This is a genomic window from Marinifilum fragile JCM 15579, assembly GCF_001310955.1.
GTDB classification, from domain to species: domain Bacteria; phylum Bacteroidota; class Bacteroidia; order Bacteroidales; family Marinifilaceae; genus Marinifilum; species Marinifilum fragile.
In genome coordinates this window covers 62,800-81,223 of record NZ_BAZX01000001.1, presented here as the reverse complement: position 1 = coordinate 81,223, position 18,424 = coordinate 62,800, and the positions used below count along the sequence as shown (strand labels likewise).

General features: G+C 35.7%; 20 protein-coding genes. 10 read left to right on the top strand and 10 right to left on the bottom strand.

All coding sequences use genetic code 11. From position 1 onward, the window contains the following. The first annotated feature begins 50 nt into the window (after positions 1-50). Genes JCM15579_RS00455 through JCM15579_RS00440 form a run of 4 tightly spaced genes read left to right on the top strand, consistent with a single transcriptional unit; the run spans position 51 to position 3,096 of the window. A complete protein-coding gene (locus JCM15579_RS00455; protein ID WP_054714155.1) occupies positions 51-476 on the top strand; it encodes a single-stranded DNA-binding protein in 426 nt (141 codons plus the stop codon). Between the two features lie 32 nt (positions 477-508). Next, the gene (gldE, locus tag JCM15579_RS00450) at positions 509-1,840 is read left to right on the top strand and encodes a gliding motility-associated protein GldE (protein ID WP_054714152.1); all 1,332 of its coding nucleotides are present in this window, start codon (positions 509-511) and stop codon (positions 1,838-1,840) included. A 28-nt stretch (positions 1,841-1,868) separates the two neighbouring features. Beyond that, positions 1,869-2,453, top strand: coding sequence for a gliding motility lipoprotein GldD (gldD, locus tag JCM15579_RS00445; protein ID WP_054714148.1), 585 nt, complete (start codon positions 1,869-1,871; stop codon positions 2,451-2,453). A 13-nt stretch (positions 2,454-2,466) separates the two neighbouring features. Further along, positions 2,467-3,096 (top strand): 4'-phosphopantetheinyl transferase family protein, encoded by a 630-nt coding sequence (locus JCM15579_RS00440; RefSeq protein WP_054714145.1) that lies wholly within the window; start codon positions 2,467-2,469, stop codon positions 3,094-3,096. A gap of 468 nt (positions 3,097-3,564) precedes the next feature. Here the strand turns inward: JCM15579_RS00440 and JCM15579_RS00435 are convergent, their stop codons facing one another. From JCM15579_RS00435 to ychF, 4 genes are all read right to left on the bottom strand, one after another. Further along, positions 3,565-5,190 (bottom strand): alkaline phosphatase family protein, encoded by a 1,626-nt coding sequence (locus tag JCM15579_RS00435; RefSeq protein ID WP_054714141.1) that lies wholly within the window; start codon positions 5,188-5,190, stop codon positions 3,565-3,567. A gap of 89 nt (positions 5,191-5,279) precedes the next feature. After that, complete coding sequence (locus JCM15579_RS00430; protein WP_054714137.1) at positions 5,280-5,630, bottom strand: DUF190 domain-containing protein; 351 nt, start codon at positions 5,628-5,630, stop codon at positions 5,280-5,282. 56 nt (positions 5,631-5,686) lie between these two features. Beyond that, positions 5,687-6,064, bottom strand: a complete 378-nt coding sequence (crcB, locus tag JCM15579_RS00425) for a fluoride efflux transporter CrcB (RefSeq protein ID WP_054714135.1) — start codon at positions 6,062-6,064, stop codon at positions 5,687-5,689. Positions 6,065-6,224: 160 nt separating this feature from the next. Next, positions 6,225-7,325 (bottom strand): redox-regulated ATPase YchF, encoded by a 1,101-nt coding sequence (gene ychF, locus JCM15579_RS00420; RefSeq protein ID WP_054714132.1) that lies wholly within the window; start codon positions 7,323-7,325, stop codon positions 6,225-6,227. A 183-nt stretch (positions 7,326-7,508) separates the two neighbouring features. Between ychF and JCM15579_RS00415 the strand changes: the two genes are divergently transcribed. The 6 genes from JCM15579_RS00415 (at position 7,509) to JCM15579_RS00390 (ending at position 13,928) form a co-directional block, all read left to right on the top strand. After that, positions 7,509-8,552: a transglutaminase domain-containing protein gene (locus JCM15579_RS00415; protein WP_083464479.1), complete on the top strand. Its 1,044-nt coding sequence runs from the start codon at positions 7,509-7,511 to the stop codon at positions 8,550-8,552. A gap of 61 nt (positions 8,553-8,613) precedes the next feature. Next, a complete protein-coding gene (locus tag JCM15579_RS00410; protein WP_054714126.1) occupies positions 8,614-9,990 on the top strand; it encodes a vWA domain-containing protein in 1,377 nt (458 codons plus the stop codon). A 158-nt stretch (positions 9,991-10,148) separates the two neighbouring features. Next, positions 10,149-12,212, top strand: coding sequence for a transketolase family protein (locus tag JCM15579_RS00405; protein WP_245625776.1), 2,064 nt, complete (start codon positions 10,149-10,151; stop codon positions 12,210-12,212). A 206-nt stretch (positions 12,213-12,418) separates the two neighbouring features. Beyond that, positions 12,419-12,949, top strand: coding sequence for an RNA polymerase sigma factor (locus JCM15579_RS00400; RefSeq protein ID WP_054714123.1), 531 nt, complete (start codon positions 12,419-12,421; stop codon positions 12,947-12,949). A 93-nt stretch (positions 12,950-13,042) separates the two neighbouring features. Next, positions 13,043-13,432, top strand: a complete 390-nt coding sequence (locus tag JCM15579_RS00395; RefSeq protein ID WP_054714120.1) for a hypothetical protein — start codon at positions 13,043-13,045, stop codon at positions 13,430-13,432. Positions 13,433-13,442: 10 nt separating this feature from the next. Beyond that, complete coding sequence (locus tag JCM15579_RS00390; RefSeq protein WP_054714117.1) at positions 13,443-13,928, top strand: hypothetical protein; 486 nt, start codon at positions 13,443-13,445, stop codon at positions 13,926-13,928. Between the two features lie 58 nt (positions 13,929-13,986). Here JCM15579_RS00390 and JCM15579_RS21125 read toward each other — a convergent pair whose 3' ends face one another. The 6 genes from JCM15579_RS21125 to JCM15579_RS22400 all read right to left on the bottom strand — a co-directional run bounded on the left by JCM15579_RS21125 (position 13,987) and on the right by JCM15579_RS22400 (position 18,339). After that, a complete protein-coding gene (locus JCM15579_RS21125; RefSeq protein ID WP_245625789.1) occupies positions 13,987-14,349 on the bottom strand; it encodes a His/Gly/Thr/Pro-type tRNA ligase C-terminal domain-containing protein in 363 nt (120 codons plus the stop codon). 23 nt (positions 14,350-14,372) lie between these two features. Beyond that, a complete protein-coding gene (gene hisS, locus JCM15579_RS00385) occupies positions 14,373-15,347 on the bottom strand; it encodes a histidine--tRNA ligase (protein ID WP_245625775.1) in 975 nt (324 codons plus the stop codon). 524 nt (positions 15,348-15,871) lie between these two features. Continuing rightward, positions 15,872-16,213 (bottom strand): hypothetical protein, encoded by a 342-nt coding sequence (locus JCM15579_RS00380; protein WP_054714114.1) that lies wholly within the window; start codon positions 16,211-16,213, stop codon positions 15,872-15,874. A gap of 4 nt (positions 16,214-16,217) precedes the next feature. Next, on the bottom strand, positions 16,218-16,571 hold the full coding sequence (locus tag JCM15579_RS00375; protein ID WP_054714111.1) for a DUF4870 domain-containing protein: 354 nt from the start codon (positions 16,569-16,571) through the stop codon (positions 16,218-16,220). A gap of 80 nt (positions 16,572-16,651) precedes the next feature. Beyond that, positions 16,652-17,362: an ATP-binding cassette domain-containing protein gene (locus JCM15579_RS22405; protein ID WP_245625774.1), complete on the bottom strand. Its 711-nt coding sequence runs from the start codon at positions 17,360-17,362 to the stop codon at positions 16,652-16,654. Next, a complete protein-coding gene (locus tag JCM15579_RS22400) occupies positions 17,347-18,339 on the bottom strand; it encodes an ATP-binding cassette domain-containing protein (RefSeq protein ID WP_245625773.1) in 993 nt (330 codons plus the stop codon). The genes JCM15579_RS22405 and JCM15579_RS22400 overlap by 16 nt, the downstream gene beginning before the upstream one ends. Between the last annotated feature and the right edge of the window lie 85 nt (positions 18,340-18,424).

The following is an 18,424-nucleotide window of genomic DNA, read 5'->3' as shown; positions in this document are numbered from 1 at the left end:
AACATAAAAGTTTGTAACTTTAAAGTATTGCTAACTAAAAATTTAAACATATGTCAGTAAACAAAGTAATTCTAGTAGGTAATGTAGGAAAAGATCCTGAAGTAAAATACTTCGACAATGATGTCAGTGTTTGTAATTTTCCTCTTGCTACAAGTGAAACCTATACCAAAAATGGTGAAAAAGTTACTCAAACCGAATGGCATAACATTGTTCTTTGGCGCGGATTGGCAAAGGTTGCTGAAAACTACGTAAAAAAAGGCATGCAATTGTATATTGAAGGTAGCTTAAGAACCAGATCTTGGGAAGATCAGGATGGAAATAAAAAATACATCACAGAAGTTATGGCTTCGAACATGCAAATGTTGGGTAGAAAAGGTGATAATGAAAATGTTCCACAAGCAAGTCCTGAAATGGCTCAACCAACAGCTGCTGCTGATAGTTCTATGGAGGAAGAAACTGATGATCTTCCATTCTAAATTACACGAGTGTTAACTAACTTGAGAAAAAATTGGAAACAGACAGTTTTTCAACACTATTTTTAAACAATTCTGATATTGTTTTTCACACTTTAGATATAAGTACCATTATAAGTTTACTTGTAATGGTACTTCTTTTATTTTGCTCCGCTTTGATTTCAGGTTCTGAAGTTGCTTTATTTTCGTTATCCCCACAGCAAATAAGTGATATCGAGGCAGAAGAAAATCACAAAAACAGAAAGTTGTTAAAACTTTTAAGAATGCCTGAGGAACTACTGGCAACTATTCTAATTGGGAACAACTTTGTAAATGTTGGAATCGTTATTCTTTCCAGCTTTATTACCAATTCGATAGTAGATTTCTCAAATGCACCAACCATTGGATTTTTGGTTCAGGTGGTAATTATTACTTTCCTGTTATTGCTTTTTGGTGAAATCATTCCAAAAGTTTATGCCACGCAAACTGTAGTTAGATTTTCAAAATTCATGGCTTTTCCTTTGTTCTATATGGAAAAGATTTTCAGACCCATGTCGGTAATTCTAATTAAATCCACTTCGATTGTTAACAAACGAATTTCCAAAAAGCAAAATATTTCCATGGGTGATTTATCGCAGGCGCTTGAATTAACTGCCGATGAAATCAGTGAGGAAATGGAAATTCTGGAAGGAATTGTAAATTTTGGAAATATTAATGTGGTGGAAATTATGAAATCGCGAGTGGATGTGGTTGCCATTGATGTAAGAACTGGTTTTGGGAAACTAAAATCGATTCTAATCGATTCGGGTTATTCCAGAATTCCGGTGTACGATGGGACTTTCGACAACGTGCGAGGTATTTTGTATGTGAAAGACCTGTTGCCTCATCACCATAAACCAAACACTTTTCGTTGGCAATCTATAATCAGGCCGCCATTTTATGTGCCTGAAACCAAAAAGATCAACGATTTGTTGGAAGAGTTTCAGACTCAGAAAAACCATATGGCCATTGTTGTTGATGAATATGGGGGTACATCCGGAATTATTACCATGGAAGATATCCTGGAAGAAATTATTGGAGACATTACCGATGAGTCGGATGAAGAAAAGGAAACTTATACGCTTGAAAAAGATGGCACTTACCTGTTCGAAGGAAAAACTCTACTAAACGACTTCTTTAAAATAACTGACGTAGATTCTGATATATTTGAAGATATAAAAGGTGACGCCGATACTTTGGCGGGTCTTTTACTGGAAATGAAAGGTGAAATTCCTCAGAAGAAGGAAGAATTCTCGCACCAGAATTTTAAATTTATTGTAGAAGCTGTTGACAATAGACGAATCAAAAAAATTCGTTTTCTGCCTCCTAAAGCGAAATTAGCCAAATAAAACACATTACATCTGAATACAGTACAAAATGAAGTTAACTCAGTTCGTTTCATACACTCTTATTGCCTTTCTTGCACTTGGTTTTATATCCTGTAAAGAGAAATACACACCAAAACCTAAAGGCTATTTTCGTATTGATTTGCCAGAAAAACAGTATGAAAACTGGAGCAATAATTACCCATATAGTTTCGATAGATTGTCGATTGCCAATGTGAGCGTTGACAAGAGTAAAGGGGCCGAAAAATATTGGTTAAACATTCAGTATCCCGATTATAAGGCTACAATTCATTTAAGCTATAAAAGTGTAAATGGAAATGTGGAGGAGTACCTTGAAGATTCGCGAAAAATGGCATACAAACACAGTATTAAAGCTGATGCTATTGGTGAGCAGGCATTCTTAAATCAGGATAAAAATGTATATGCACTAATTTATCGAATCAAAGGAAATGCTGCCTCATCGGTGCAATTTGTTGCAACCGACAGTACCAAGCATTTTTTGCGTGGTGCACTTTACTTTAAAGAACATCCAAACCAAGATTCATTGGCTCCGGTAATTCAGTATATCGATAAAGATGTGGTAAAGTTGATAGAAAGCTTAGAGTGGTCAAAATAATATTCTGAAACGAATGCCTCTATTTAAACACCTACATATTAGCGAGGACTGTAATCTATACATCTGGAAAATTGATGAAGAGATAGATTACCTCAAAAATCAAGTTAAATTAGACGATAAAGAGCTTGAAAAATACAATGGTTTTGGCAGTGAATCGAGGAAAAAAGAGTATTTAGCTACCCGATTGCTGGTTCAGCAATACATTTCTTCTGATTTAAGAATTGAGAACAACGAACATGGGAAACCATTTTTAGTTGGTTCCGATTTAAATATTAGCATCAGCCATACTAAAAATTTTGCTGCCATATTTGTATGCAAGCAATCCATTCCTGCCTTAGATATGGAATACTTATCAGATAGGGTTCATAGAATTGCAAAGCGATTTCTTTCTGAATCGGAGCTGGAAAATATTTCAGATCAAGATCGAACTTTCCACCTATACCAACACTGGTGTGCAAAAGAATGTCTAATTAAATTCTATGGCAAAAAGGATGTGCATTTAATTGATGAGTTGAAGATTCATCATTTTTCACCGGATCAGGATACATTCACAGGGGAAGTTTGCCGTGATGATTTTTCTGAATCTTATACTTTCCAATACATCCAGTTTGATGAATATTTGTTGGTTTATTCTTTAAAATAAATCAGCATAAAAAATGATCAAGAAACACAGGTTTTAAAAAAATAATTAGCCTTTCATCATCATTTTAGATCTCTCTGCCAAATTAGAAGGCTATAAAATCATCGTAAAAGCTCCATATAAAAAAAACAATAGACCTCCTAGTATCATTATCCCCCTTTCTGAAAAAAAAGAAGAGTATAAAATTATAGCTAAATACTAATCTCAAAAAAGCAATTACCTCGCCAAATACATTTTATGCCCTTCTACCAAAGTAGAAAGTAACAAAACCAATATGCAAATGGAATCCTAAAAAAACAAATGATTTATCAGCATGATAAAGCATGCTTCTATAAAAATTAATTGAGGTATAGCCACCATTACATATGTATTTTAAAAAAAACATTGCTTTGGCAGTATAATCTTATGTACTTCCTTAAAAATTTATTGGAGTATAAGCCTAATCAAATCTGTTCCTTCAAAAAATCTTGATTACTGCGTTAACTCCTCAATAGGATTACCGTCGCAACCTGCGGGAATCGAAATGTTCAAGAAATTAGAAATTGTTGGAACGATATCTTCTACATAAACCGTGCGAGATACTGTACCGCGTTTGATTTTCCATCCATACCAAAACAGTGGAACCTGATTTGTGTAACTGTATTGAGCAATTTCATCTCTCTCATCCTTCGTCTTGTGCATCCAGCCTGGTTCAAGGGTAATCAGTACATCTCCTGATCGTTTTTGATTGAACGAACGCTGCACTTTCTGCATCACCCCATGCGTATAGTTTGCAGTAATTAAACTGCTGGCTGGAATTGTACTGGCCACACCTGTAAACTGAATCAAGAAGTTGGCAGCTTTTAACTGCATCTCCTCCAAGGATAGTTTCGAATCTTCAATCAACTGATGATTTAAATAAACCTGTTGAGAATCGTATCCTAAAATCCAATCACCACTCCCATACAAAACATTCAAGTATGATTTTAGTAATGCCATTGCGTTGTAGGAGCTAAAATATCCGTTAGGAATATTTTGTGCTTTTAAATTTTCAGGCGTGTAGTTTGCCGATTGATCTGCAGTTAGGAACACAAGCACATTTTCCAAGCCGATCTGCTCATCAAGGAAATTCAGAAAGTGTTCTATTTCTCTATCCAATCTGATAAAGTTATCAATCATTTCGGCAGAAAAAGGAGAAAGTTCCCTGTGTTTGTAATCCAAGCATGAAAAGGTTATGGCTAGAAAATCGGTATCGTCATCGCGCCCTAAATTTTCATTTATTATGGCAGAAATGGCAAAATCTTTTACCAGCATGTTTCCAAATGGAGTTGCCTTGATGGCTTTATATCCGTAGGTTCTCTTCTCCTTATTCAAATCGTAATAGAAATCTGAAGATAGTCCAACTTTACCCAAAATTTTTTCTGAAATTCCTGGTTTGTCTTGTCCATCGAATGGCGTCCAGATACGATCCATATAGAAATCGGCAAAATTCTTATTATTGAACTCACTTACCCAATTGTAAAGAGTATCCTGATAGTGTGAAGATGTAACAAACTTTCCTGATAAATCATCCATCCAGTAAGCTCCATCAGCTCCATGACCTGCAGAAAATAATGCAGATTCGGCATTTAAACCAACTCCAATTACCCTGGAGTGATGATTGAATAGTTTAATTTCATCGCCAACGGTTGGTGCCAATAAGTTTTTTGGGGATTTGCCTTTTTCTTTGGTTTCAATACCAACAATTTTTGCATCCCTATCATCTTTGGCCAAGTTTAGTTCACCTGATAATCTATCGTACCAACCATGCGAAATTACTCCATGATAAGATGGCGGCGTTCCGGTAAATATGGTTGCATGATCGGGACCTGTTTGTGAATACAAATAGCTAAACTTCGCATTTTTACAGTAGGTTCCCTGATTCATTAAACGCTTAAACCCTTTTTCTCCAATCAGGTTTGAAAATCGGAAATAATAATCAGGACGCAAATGATCTACTACGATTCCTACAACCAGTTTAGGTTGTTCAGAAGGAATTTTGCGAGTTCGTTGTGCGTGAGCTAATGATAGGTTGGCAATAAAAAATATCAGTAATATAAATCCGATTCGTTTGTTCATCCTTAAAAAATGTTCGCGTTAAAAAATTGTCCGCAACAAATATAATGGATTCACTCTGATTTCTGGAACTGTTGTGCAGTATTGCAATATTATTTAGATTGGGCCTGATAACGGATCACATCAACCTGCTCCATGGTAATCAGTCCTCCACCACCCGATTTCTCGATTAACAGTTCCAGGATATGAAGGAAACCTTCTACTTTTTCGGTGGAGTCAACAATCTCAACAATTATTGGCAAATCATCGGCAAGCGCAAATATTTTAGAAGTATGAATTCTTGAACTGGCTCCAAAAGACATGATTCCACGATGAACTGTAACGCCAGCCATGCCGTATTTTTTTGCTCCATAAACAATGGATTCATACAAAGGACGCTGGTACACCCTATCAGCTTCACCAATAAATACTCGAAGTAATTTTGCCTTGCCCTTTAATTTCATCGCTTCAGATTGAAATGTCAGATCGTAGAACTGAAACTCTCATTCTAAAATCTTAACTAAAACAATTTATAAATCTGGGTACCTAAATATACTGCCAATAAACCAAGAAAAACGCTTCCTCCCAGATATAAAGAAAGATACAAAAATCCACTGTCTTTTAAAAGATTCAGTTTATCGAATGCAAAGGATGAGAATGTGGTAAAGCCGCCACAAAAACCTACGGCAAGAAACATCCTGATTTCAGGGCTAATTAAATTATCGCGTTCGGCAAGCGAGTATACAACTCCGATGATAAAACTACCTACAATATTAACAGTCATGGTACCAATAGGAAAAACGGTATCGAAAAAGCGGTGCAATGCCTGACCAACTAAAAATCGGGAAATACTTCCCAAAAAACCTCCCATGCCGATTAGCAATAGTGTACGTAACATCTTAAATCAATTAATAATGAATAATTAGCAATGAATCAGATAAATTCATTGTCAGTGGCAAAGATACTGTTATTGTTTGAAATTATTTATACTTCGTAAGTATGCAAAAAAATGGCCACTCAAAACTGAATGGCCATCATCTATATTTTTGCTTTGGTTTTTATACATTAAAACGGAAGTGCATGATATCACCATCCTGTACAACGTATTCTTTACCTTCAACATTCATTTTTCCAGCTTCTTTACAAGCATTTTCAGAACCAAGTTCTATGTAGTCGCTGTATTTAATTACCTCTGCTCTAATGAAACCTTTCTCAAAATCAGTGTGAATAACACCTGCAGCTTGAGGAGCTTTTGCACCTTTAGGATAAGTCCATGCACGAACTTCTTTTACACCAGCGGTAAAGTAAGTTTCCAAGTTCAATAATTTGTATGCAGTTTTAATCAACTTGTTCACTCCTGGTTCTTCAAGACCTAAATCTTCAAGAAACATTTGTTTCTCTTCATAAGTTTCTAATTCTGCGATATCCGCTTCAATTGCAGCACCAATCAACAAAATCTCGGCACTCTCATCTTTTACAGCTTCTTTTACTGCATCAACATGCTTGTTACCTTCTTTTACTGCAGCTTCATCAACATTACATACGTAAAGAATTGGCTTGGTTGTTAGCAAATAAAGATCTTTTGTTACTTCTTCTTCCGATTCAGTCAGCTCAACTGTTCTTGCTGATTTACCTTGTTCCAAAGCTTCTTTGTAACGGTTTAACACCTCTACTAATTTTTTAGCTTTAGGATCTTTACCAGTTTGAGCAATTTTTGCAGATTTCTGAAGACGTGCTTCAACTGTTTCCAAATCCTTCAATTGCAACTCCGTATCGATTGTTTCTTTATCGCGAACCGGATCAATATTACCATCTACGTGTGTAATATTATCGTTATCGAAACAACGTAATACATGAATAATAGCATCAGTTTCACGAATGTTGGAAAGGAATTTATTTCCCAAACCTTCACCTTTGCTCGCACCTTTTACCAAACCTGCAATATCAACAATCTCAACGGTTGCTGGCTGCACTCTTTCAGGATTAACCAAATCTGAAAGTTTAATCAATCTATCATCAGGTACTGTAATTACTCCCACATTTGGTTCAATTGTACAAAATGGAAAGTTAGCCGATTGAGCTTTTGCATTTGATAAACAATTAAACAAAGTCGATTTACCAACGTTTGGTAATCCTACAATTCCGCACTGTAATGCCATGGCAATTCTATATTAATTTGATTTGCTTTTTATTCTATTTTTTTAAAAATCTGTGCAAAAGTACATTTAAATTTCCGATGTGCCAATTTTCCTTATGATCTCCTAAAAAAATGTTAATCGTTTAAAAAGAATCTTACGATATGAACTATTTAACTTATATTTTACTAGTTTTATATCACAAGTATGAATCGAAAATTAATAGTCATATTACTCCTGTCCTTTATTCCTTTTGCATTGATAAATGCTCAGGAGTCTCGAAATATTAAATTCAGTCATATCGACAGGCATGTTAGAAAAACACCTGATAGTGTTGCCAATAACATTATTAATCTCCACAATTATTTAATCGAACCTACCACCAATCAAACCGAAGCTGTTAGAGCCTTCTATTTTTGGATTATTAAAAACATCAAATACAGAAATCAAATTGAGCTATTGTATGATCCCAAAGTGTTATTCTATATTGGTTCAAACAATTGTTCATCTCCAGTTTGTGTTTTAAAGCGAAGAAAAGCTGTGTGTGAAGGATTTTCTCGTTTATTTCAATATTTCTGTGATCAGTCGGGAATCGAATGTTATTCAATTAGTGGATATATTACTAAAAATGGAGCATTGCAGGATCGTGCCACACATGCATGGAACGTGGCAAAAGTTGATGGAGTTTGGTTTTGTTTCGATTTAAGTTGGGCCAATGCGATTTTAGAGTATACAGGAATAAAAAGCCAAGCCAATGAATTTTTTATGGCTATGCCAGAAGAATTTATTAATACGCATTTGCCATTAATACCAATGTGGCAATTTTTAAAAAATCCTGTCCCTTTGGAGGTATTCAATGCTGGTGAAGTAGCTATCATCAAACATTTGAATGAAGCACCTGAAAACTATAATTTTACTGACAGTATTTTGGAGTATAACAAACTAACGAATGCCAAACGAAGATTAAAAACTGCAGATGAAATTTATCGTGTAAATCCAGCTAACAAATTCAATTTGGCAATGGAATATTATCGATTTGCAAGAATTATTTTAAACTACGAAGGAGATATTGACGCATTACAGTATTATTACTTCATCAAAGCAAGAAAAAAACTAACAAAAGCTATTGAATTATTTAGTGCTTCAACCGATATTTCTTCTAAAATTATGAGGTTGCAGAGTATTGATAATTTGAGAATTGTAGAGCGGATTATAGAGCAGGAAAGTGAAAACTTTATCTTTTTGGATTGATTAAGCTATTTAATAATAAATGGTTTCGTATTTTTGTCAGGTAAATTATTAATATTTTGTTTTGAAACGATATACCCACATTATCATCGCCCTGTTATCTATAATTTTTGCCAGTAAATTATTTGCGCAAAACCAAGTTTCCCAAGCTGAAGAAAAAACAAGAATTCTTTTCATTTTCGATGCCTCGCAAAGTATGAATGGCTATTGGGAAAAATCAAAGAAAATAGATATTGCCAGAAAGTTTCTAATCAGAATGGTAGACAGCCTGGAATGCGAAAATAATGTGGAAATGGCATTAAGGGTATACGGCCATCAAAGTCCGGTTCCACCTCAGGATTGTAACGACACCAAGCTTGAAGTTCCATTCTCTCCCAATAATACTGGAAAAATCAGACAAACTTTACGATACCTTATTCCCAAAGGAACCACTCCAATAGCGCATTCATTGGAATTGGCAGCCAATGACTTTCCGGTTACCGAAGATGGAATTCGCAATGTTGTAATTTTAATTACCGATGGCGTAGAAGCTTGTGACGGTGATCCATGTCTGGTATCCGACAAACTGCAAAAAGCTGGCATCATTCTAAAACCTTTTATTATTGGGATTGGACTAGATGTAAATTTCAAAAGTAGTTTTGAATGTATTGGAAACTATTTGCAAGTTGAACATGAAGAAAAATTTGGCGGCACATTAGAATATGTAATGTCTCAAGTTTTAAATAAAACATCTGCCCAGGTAAATTTGATAGATGCCAATGGTTCTCCAACAGAAACTGATGTTGCAATGACCTTCTACAACAAAGTTTCAGGAAAGGTTCGCTATCAATTTATGCACACTCTTAATGCAAAAGGAAATCCGGACACCTTATATATTGATCCTCTTTTAACCTACAACATTACCATCCACACCATTCCAGAACTTCACAGGGATAGTGTTACCATTCAACCGGGAAAACATAACAAAATTGGATTTGATGCACCACAAGGATTTCTAAAAATAGAGTCGAACAGATCAAATATGTATAAGGATTTAGAAACTCTTGTTAAAATCGATACGCAGATTATCAATACACAAAAAGTAAATCAAAGTATTAAATACATAACAGGTAAGTATAACTTAGAAATTCTTACCCTTCCAAGAATTACAATTCCGAATATAAAGATTGCCCAAAGTGCTACAACCAGTATTAAAATTCCTCAACCTGGCTTGGCTACCATTTTTAAACCATCGAGCGGGCCATGCAGTCTTTTTGTACAACGCAAGGGTAAACTGGAATGGATTTATGACATTGATGATAAAAAGTTAAGGGAAACCCTAACCTTGCAACCGGGTGTTTATCATGTAATCTACAGGAACAAGAATGCTTCACTATCTCAAAACTCTAGAAAAACAAGCTTTGAGATATTTCCGGGAAAGTCAAGATCTGTAAGATTCTAAATGTATTGATCTACAGTTTTATAAAAAGTCTTACTTTTCTCTAAGTATCTATTATTTAGATCAGATTCGCTCATGTAGGAAAACATTTTTGTATATCTTTGCATCCATTAAATAAAACCTTACCAAGTTTTTATCATTAAAATCTCATTTAATTTCAAATGGATCTAAAAGAAATGAACAACCAAGTGGATCTTACAGTAACTGATAAGGCGTCGGATAATATCCGTATTCTTGCAGCTGCTATGGTAGAAAAAGCAAAATCAGGTCACCCTGGAGGTGCCATGGGCGGTGCTGATTTTGTAAACGTACTTTACTCCGAATTTTTAAACTTCGACCCAACCGATAAACTTTGGATTAATCGTGATAGATTTTTCCTTGATCCGGGTCATATGTCTCCAATGTTATATTCTATTCTTGCATTAGTAGGAAATTATAGCATGGATGATCTGAAAAACTTCAGACAATGGGGTTCTCCAACTCCAGGTCACCCTGAAGTAGATTTCGAAAGAGGTGTTGAAAATACTTCTGGTCCATTAGGACAAGGTCATACAATGGCTGTAGGTGCTGCAATTGCTGAGCGCTTCTTAGCAGCTCGTTTTGGCGATTGGATGTCTCACAAAACTTATGCTTTTATTTCTGATGGAGGTATTCAGGAAGAAATTGCACAAGGTGCTGGTAGAATTGCAGGAACTCTTGGTTTAAGTAACCTTATCATGTTCTACGATTCAAACAACATTCAGCTATCTACAAAAGTTGAAGAAGTTACAACTGAAGATACAGCTAAAAAATACGAAGCTTGGGGATGGAACGTAATTACCATTGATGGTAACAACGCTTCAGAAATTCGCGTAGCTTTGCTTGCTGCTAACAACGAAACAGAACGTCCTACTCTTATTATTGGTGAAACCTTAATGGGAAAAGGTGCTGTGGATGCTGAAGGCGCTAGCTTTGAAAATATGGTATCAACTCACGGTCAGCCATTAGGTGCTGCTGGTGCTTCTCTAGATAAAACCATCGAAAACTTAGGTGGTAATCCTGAGAATCCATTCCAGATTTTCCCTGAAGTTGAAGAATACTACAACGAAGTTCTTAAAAAGAAACAAGAATATGCTGCTGCTAAAAAAGCTGAACAAGCTGAATGGGCAAAAGCAAATCCTGAACTAGCTGCTAAATTGGAAAAATTCTTTAGCGGTAATGCTCCAGAAATCGATTATGCTGCAATTGTACAGAAATCAGGAGGTGCAACTCGCGCTGCTTCTTCTGCTGTATTGGCTGAGTTGGCAAAGAATGTTGACAACATGATTGTTTCATCTGCCGACTTGAGTAACTCAGATAAAACTGACGGATTCTTAAAGCAGACAAAAGCAATTGTTAGAGGTGATTTCTCTGGTGCATTCTTGCAAGCTGGTGTTGCTGAGTTAACAATGGCTGCAATTTGTAATGGTATTGCATTACATGGTGGTGTTACTGCTGCATGTGGTACATTCTTCGTATTCTCTGATTATATGAAGCCTGCTGTGCGTTTATCTGCCTTAATGGAAGTTCCTGTGAAGTACATTTGGACTCACGATGCTTTCCGTGTAGGTGAAGATGGACCAACTCACCAGCCAATTGAACAAGAAGCTCAAATTCGTTTATTGGAGCAATTGAAAAATCACTCAGGAGAAATGAGCTTATTGGCTCTTCGTCCTGCGGATGTTGATGAAACTACTGTTGCATGGAAAATGGCTATGGAGAACACTAAAACTCCAACTGCATTGATTTTATCTCGTCAAAACATTACAGATCTTCCTGCTGCAAGCGGAAACAGATATCAAGAAGCTTTGGCTGCTGAAAAAGGTGCTTACATTGTTGAAAAACCAGAATCTACTCCTGATGTAATTCTATTGGCTAGTGGTTCTGAGGTTTCTACTTTGGTTGCTGGTGCTGAAATTTTGAAGGCTGACAAAGGTTTGAAAGTACAAATTGTTTCAGTTCCTTCTGAAGGTTTATTCAGACAACAATCTACAGAATACCAAAACGAAGTAATTCCTGCTGGAATTCCTGTGCTTGGTTTAACTGCTGGTTTGCCTGTTACTCTTCAAGGATTAGTTGGCGCTAACGGAAAATCTGTTGGTTTAGATCATTTTGGTTACTCAGCTCCTGCTGGAGTTCTTGATGAAAAATTTGGTTATACTGCTGAAAATGTTGTGAAAGAAGTTGAAGCTCTTCTTCAAAAATAACTCACAATTCAAGATATGAATCCGGAATCAAATTGATTCCGGATTTTTTTTGTCTTGCTATTAAACCTTTTCAAAAGAATTGAGTCTTACCTTTCGTGATACAGTTGCAAATCGTTACTTTTATCATGCATTTATCGCATTAAAGCCAATGTGCTTTGATTAATACCGAGCAATATTTAATGGTATAAAAAACAGAATCAGAATTGATGAATCAAAAAACTGACGAAGAAATTTTACAACTTTTTCAGGATAAGAAAACTCAAAGTGAAGCATTTTCCCTTTTGGTAAAGAAATATCAGGAAAGATTGTACTGGCAAATCAGGAAAATTGTATTATCGCACGATGATGCCGATGATGTTTTGCAGAACACTTTCGTGAAAATTTGGAAAGGCTTGCTTAACTTTAGATACGATGCAAAGCTTTTTACCTGGATGTATCGAATTGCAACCAACGAATCGTTAACATTTCTGAAAGACAAGCAAAGAAGAAGTATTGCCTTTGCCAATAAAGAGGTTGAAGACATGCTGATTGCAAATATGGAAGCTGATGAATATTTTGATGGAAATCAGGCACAAATAGAGTTTCAAAAAGCAATATTACAATTGCCAGAAAAGCAACGATTGGTATTTAATATGAAGTATTTTGATGAAATGAAGTACGAAGATATGTCTGAAATTCTTGAAACCTCGGTTGGAGCTTTAAAAGCCTCCTATCATCATGCTGTAAAAAAAAATTGAATCTCTGCTAAAATTGGAATGTTAGCAATATCAATCTAAAAATTAATTGATTAAACCAAACAGAACTTTGACAGTCTAAGAAATATACGAATCATGAATAATCTGTCGGATATGAAAAAAGATCAACCATTTAAAGTTCCTGAAAATTACTTCGAGAACCTAAGTGATCGAATTAGTGAAAGAATAGAACAGGAAGAGAATCCAAAGGAAAAGAATTGGGTTCAAATTCTGAAACCCTATATGTGGATGGCTGCTAGTGTTCTTGTATTTGTGTTTGTAGCCAAACTTATTTTGACTACTGCTGTGCCTACTGATTTCCAAAATCAACAAGTTTCACAAATAGAAGACAGCAGTACTGTTAATACTGAAAATGTAGAATCTGACTTTTTCTTTGACAGCATGTCAGAAACTACATCGGATGAAATTATTGAATATCTTTCGGATTACGATATCGAAACCGATGAATTATTGGCGAACTTATAATTATTGAAATATGAACCGAATAATCCTATCAATATCTATATTACTGGCATTTTGTTTGTCGGCAAGTGCACAACATGGAAATAGAAAAGGTGAAGGCCATGCCAAAATGCACAAAGAAATTCAAGCACAGAAAATATCATTCATAACTCAAAGATTGGCTTTAACTCCTGAGGAAGCACAATTATTCTGGCCTGTTTACAATGAATTGGAAAGCAAGAAAGAACAACTAAGAAAGGAAGGTAGAGTATTGTTTCGCAAAATTAGAAATGGCTTAGATAGCATTCCCGATAAAGAGCTGGTTCAAATTAGTGATAAGATGATTGAGTATCGAATTAAAGATGCGCAATTGATTAAGGAATATCATGAGAAGTTTAAAAAGGTACTTCCTATAAAAAAGGTCTTGGAACTTTATCATACCGAGAAAAAATTCCAAGGCATGTTACTTCGAAAAATTAAAGAAAAAGGCCGTTATATGGAACGACGAGAGAGAAATTAAAAAAATACAAAAAAGGGCTGTCAATCGACAGCCCTTATATATTTTCAACCATTTTAGCTTAGGCTAATTTTTCAATCAATTGTTCTGGAGTTAATTTTTCCTGATCGCCGGTTTCCATGTTCTTCAAGCTTACAACTCCTTCTTCCATTTCACTTTCTCCAACCATAATCACATAAGGGATATTCTTATTGTTGGCATAAGTCATCTGTTTCTTCATTTTATGCGATGCAGGATAAATCTCAGCATTTATCCCATTAGCACGCAATTGGGATAATATTGGCAAACAGAACAACTCCTCTTTTTCACCAAAATTGATAAATAGCACCTTAGTAGTTGCAGCAGTTTCTTCAGGAAATTTATCCATTTGCTCCAATACATCGTAAATGCGATCGGCACCAAAAGAAATACCAACACCCGACACGTCTTTCAAACCGAAAATACCAGTTAAATCTCGTAACGACCACCTCCTGTAATACTACCAAACTCCATATCCTTCGATTTTACCTCGAAAATGGCTCCAGTGTAATAGTTCAAACCTCTGGCAAGAGTTAAATCCAATTCAACTTCTGTTTTCACATCAAGTTTATCCAGATAATTGAATACAGTTTCCAATTCCTCAATACCCTTCATTCCAACTTCCGAATCAGCCAAAAGCTCTTTTAATTTTGCTGCTTTTTCAGCATTGGTTCCCGATAACAAAATAATTGGCTGCAAAGTTTCAATTGCTTTCGCAGATACTCCTTTTTCTTCCAACTCTTTGTTTACGTTATCCAAACCAATTTTGTCCAGCTTATCAATTGCAACAGTGATATCGATAATTTTTTCCGCTTCACCAATAATCTCTGCAATACCAGCCAAAATCTTACGATTGTTTAGCTTCACAACCACATTCAATTGTAATCGGCGATATACTTCATCAACAATCTGAATCAATTCAACTTCGTTTAAAAGTGAATTGCTTCCAATTACATCAACATCACACTGATAAAACTCGCGGTAACGTCCTTTTTGTGGACGATCCGCTCTCCACACCGGCTGAATTTGGTATCTCTTAAAAGGGAAGTTAATATCGTTACGATGCTGCACAACGTAACGCGCAAATGGTACGGTAAGGTCGTAACGCAGACCTTTTTCACTAATCTTGGTTGTAAGTTTAGCTGAATTACGTTCCTGTAATTGTTCATCGCGCACTTTCGAGATAAAATCTCCCGAATTCAACACTTTAAAAAGTAGTTTATCCCCTTCTTCTCCATATTTTCCCATTAGAGTAGAAAGATTTTCCATTGATGGTGTTTCAATCGGCATAAATCCATACAATTGAAAAACCTCTTTAATGGTATCGAAAATGTAATTTCTCTTCACCATTTCAACTGGTGAAAAATCTCTCGTTCCTTTAGGAATAGACGGTTTTTGAGCCATTTCTTATTCTTTATTTTGGTTTTTTATCAGATCTACAAAAATATACAATATTTCGATAGTAGCACAGTTTGTGGCTTAAGTAGAGTATGATATGTGAAAAAATCTTTTTGAAGCTTCGCTCAAAATCGGAATGCTCGAAATATCTTTGTGAGGCTTCTCACAAAATGAGAAGCTTGAAAAAATTTTTTCGAGACTTCTCTTAAAATGGGAAAGCTTGAAAATATCCTTTTGAAGCTTTTCACAAAATAGGAAAGCTTCAAAAAATCTTTTTGAGGTTTCTCACAAAATAAGATAGCTTGAAAATATCTTTTTGAGACTTCTCACAAAATGAGAAACTTGAAAATACCTTTTTGAGACTTCTCACAAATTGGAAAAGCTTGGAAATATCTTTTTGAAGCTTCTCACAAAATGGGAAAGCTTGAAAATATCTTTTTGAGCCTTATCACAAAATGAGAGGCTTGAAAATATTTTTTTCAGGCTTTGGGAACACGAACAGCGTCTATTAAACCAAGTTTGATCAAAACTTAAACAGGTTGTTTGCTTATTCTTTTTAAAATATTGGAGAAGAAATCAATCAACAGACCTAATATAAATGGATAATACCACTCTTGTAAATTCAATATCAACAATAGAATGATTGATATCAAAAACAATACATTCACAGCAAGTTTAAGGTATTCAAAAAGTTTCCAATCAGATAATGATTTGAAGAATAACAAGAATACTTGAACACCAGAATAGCAAAGAATACCTGCAGAAAACAACAGATCGCCGTACGAAAGATTCTTAAATAATCGGTAACCACCAACAAAAATTAAGACAATCCCTAAAAAGTAGATTGTCTTATATAATGAGAAAGATTTCATTTCATCAATTTAATATTTTTATACTGAGCGGATATTGGTAATCCTCACCATTGAGTGTTTTTACCACCGCCATCACCACAAAAATAAGATTTATTAATCCAAGTGCAATTAGTAGCAATATCCCGACACCAATTATAATTAAGAAAGCAGAAACAAAAAGATAGATACTCATGGATATTTGAAAATTCAATGCTTTTTTTCCTTCTCGATCTACCAAGGCTGAATGCTCTTTTTTCATCGACCAAAGAATAAGTGGTCCGATAATATTTCCGAAAGGTATAATTAAACCAGAAAACGCAGATAGGTGGCAAAACATTGCCCAATTTCTCTCATCGCTAGGTGTTGCAAATTCGTTCATGATATTTTTATTAAGAATAATATTAGCTTAAGTTACAAAAAATAAGGGAAGATTCTTTTTAAAACCTTCCCTCTTTTGCCTTAATCCGCGATTAATTTTTTATATCTGATACGCTTAGGTCCTTCATCGCCCAAACGTTTTTTGCGATTGATTTCATAATCGGAATAACCTCCTTCGAAATAGTGTACCTCCGAATTTCCTTCGAATGCCAAAATATGAGTTGCAACACGATCAAGGAACCAACGGTCGTGAGAAATAACTACCGCACAACCTGCAAAGTTCTCTAAACCTTCCTCCAATGCACGAAGTGTGTTTACGTCTATATCATTGGTAGGCTCATCAAGCAATAGCACATTGGCTTCTTCCTTTAAAGTTAATGCCAAATGCAAGCGATTTCTTTCACCACCTGAAAGCACTCCGCATTTCTTTTCCTGATCTGCACCTGAAAAATTGAATCGACTCACGTAAGCACGAGCATTTAACTGTCTTCCTCCAACAGAAATCAAGTCTCCACCACCCGAAATTACTTCGTAAACGGTTTTCTCAGGATCGATATCGGCATGTTGCTGATCTACATATCCAACTTTTACGGTTTCACCAACTTCGAAAGTTCCTTTGTTTGCTTGTTCCAATCCCATAATCATACGAAACAAGGTAGTTTTACCTGCACCATTAGGTCCAATAACACCAACAATTCCTGCAGGTGGCAACTCAAACTCCAGATTTTCGAATAACAATTTGTTTTCGAACCCTTTCGAAACCTCTCTAGCTTGAATCACTTTATTTCCCAATCGTGTCCATTCGGAATGAAAATCTCCAGTTTCTCTTCCTTTTGTTTCACATCCTGGTTCATCAAAGTATCGTACGCTTTCAAACGAGCCTTATTTTTCGCCTGACGGGCTTTAGGAGCCATGTTCACCCATTCCAACTCACGCTCAAGAGTTTTTCTTCTCTTGCTTGCCACTTTTTCTTCCTGAGCCAATCGTTTAGATTTCTGATCCAACCATGAAGTATAGTTGCCTTTCCAAGGAATTCCTTCACCCCTATCCAACTCAAGAATCCATCCAGCAACATTATCCAGGAAGTAACGGTCGTGAGTGATACAAATTACAGTACCGCTATACTGGTGAAGGTGTTGCTCTAACCACTGTACTGATTCAGCATCCAAGTGGTTGGTAGGCTCATCCAACAACAAGATATCTGGTTCCTGAAGCAACAAACGACACAATGCTACACGTCTGCGTTCACCTCCCGATAGATGCTTCACAAGCGCTTCACCATCAGGACAACGAAGTGCATCCATTGCTCTTTCCAATTTTGTATCCAAATTCCAGGCATCAAATCGGTCAATTTTTTCCTGAAGTTCAGCTTGCTCATCCATAACGGCTTGCATCTTATCAGGATCTTCCAACACTTCCGGATCTGCAAATTTTAAATTTACCGCTTCATAGTCGGCCAAAACCTGCACGATTTCCTGAACACCTTCCTGTACAATTTCTTTTACCGTCTTGGTATCATCCAACTGAGGTTCCTGTTCCAAATATCCAATGGTATGTCCCTTAGGCCAAACCACATGTCCATCGAATGATTTTTCTAATCCTGCTATAATTTTTAGAAGGGTAGATTTACCAGAACCATTCAAACCAATGATCCCAATTTTAGCACCATAAAAGAAAGATAGGTTAATGTTATTCAATACTTTTTTCTGAGGAGGAAAAATTTTACTCACCCCCATCATCGAAAATATAATCTTCTTATCGTCTGACATTATTGTATGTTTTTAATTTATCTAACTCAATTACTGCAAAAATAGAAAATTTGCTTATAGTTCATCATGATTAAAATTGATTAGC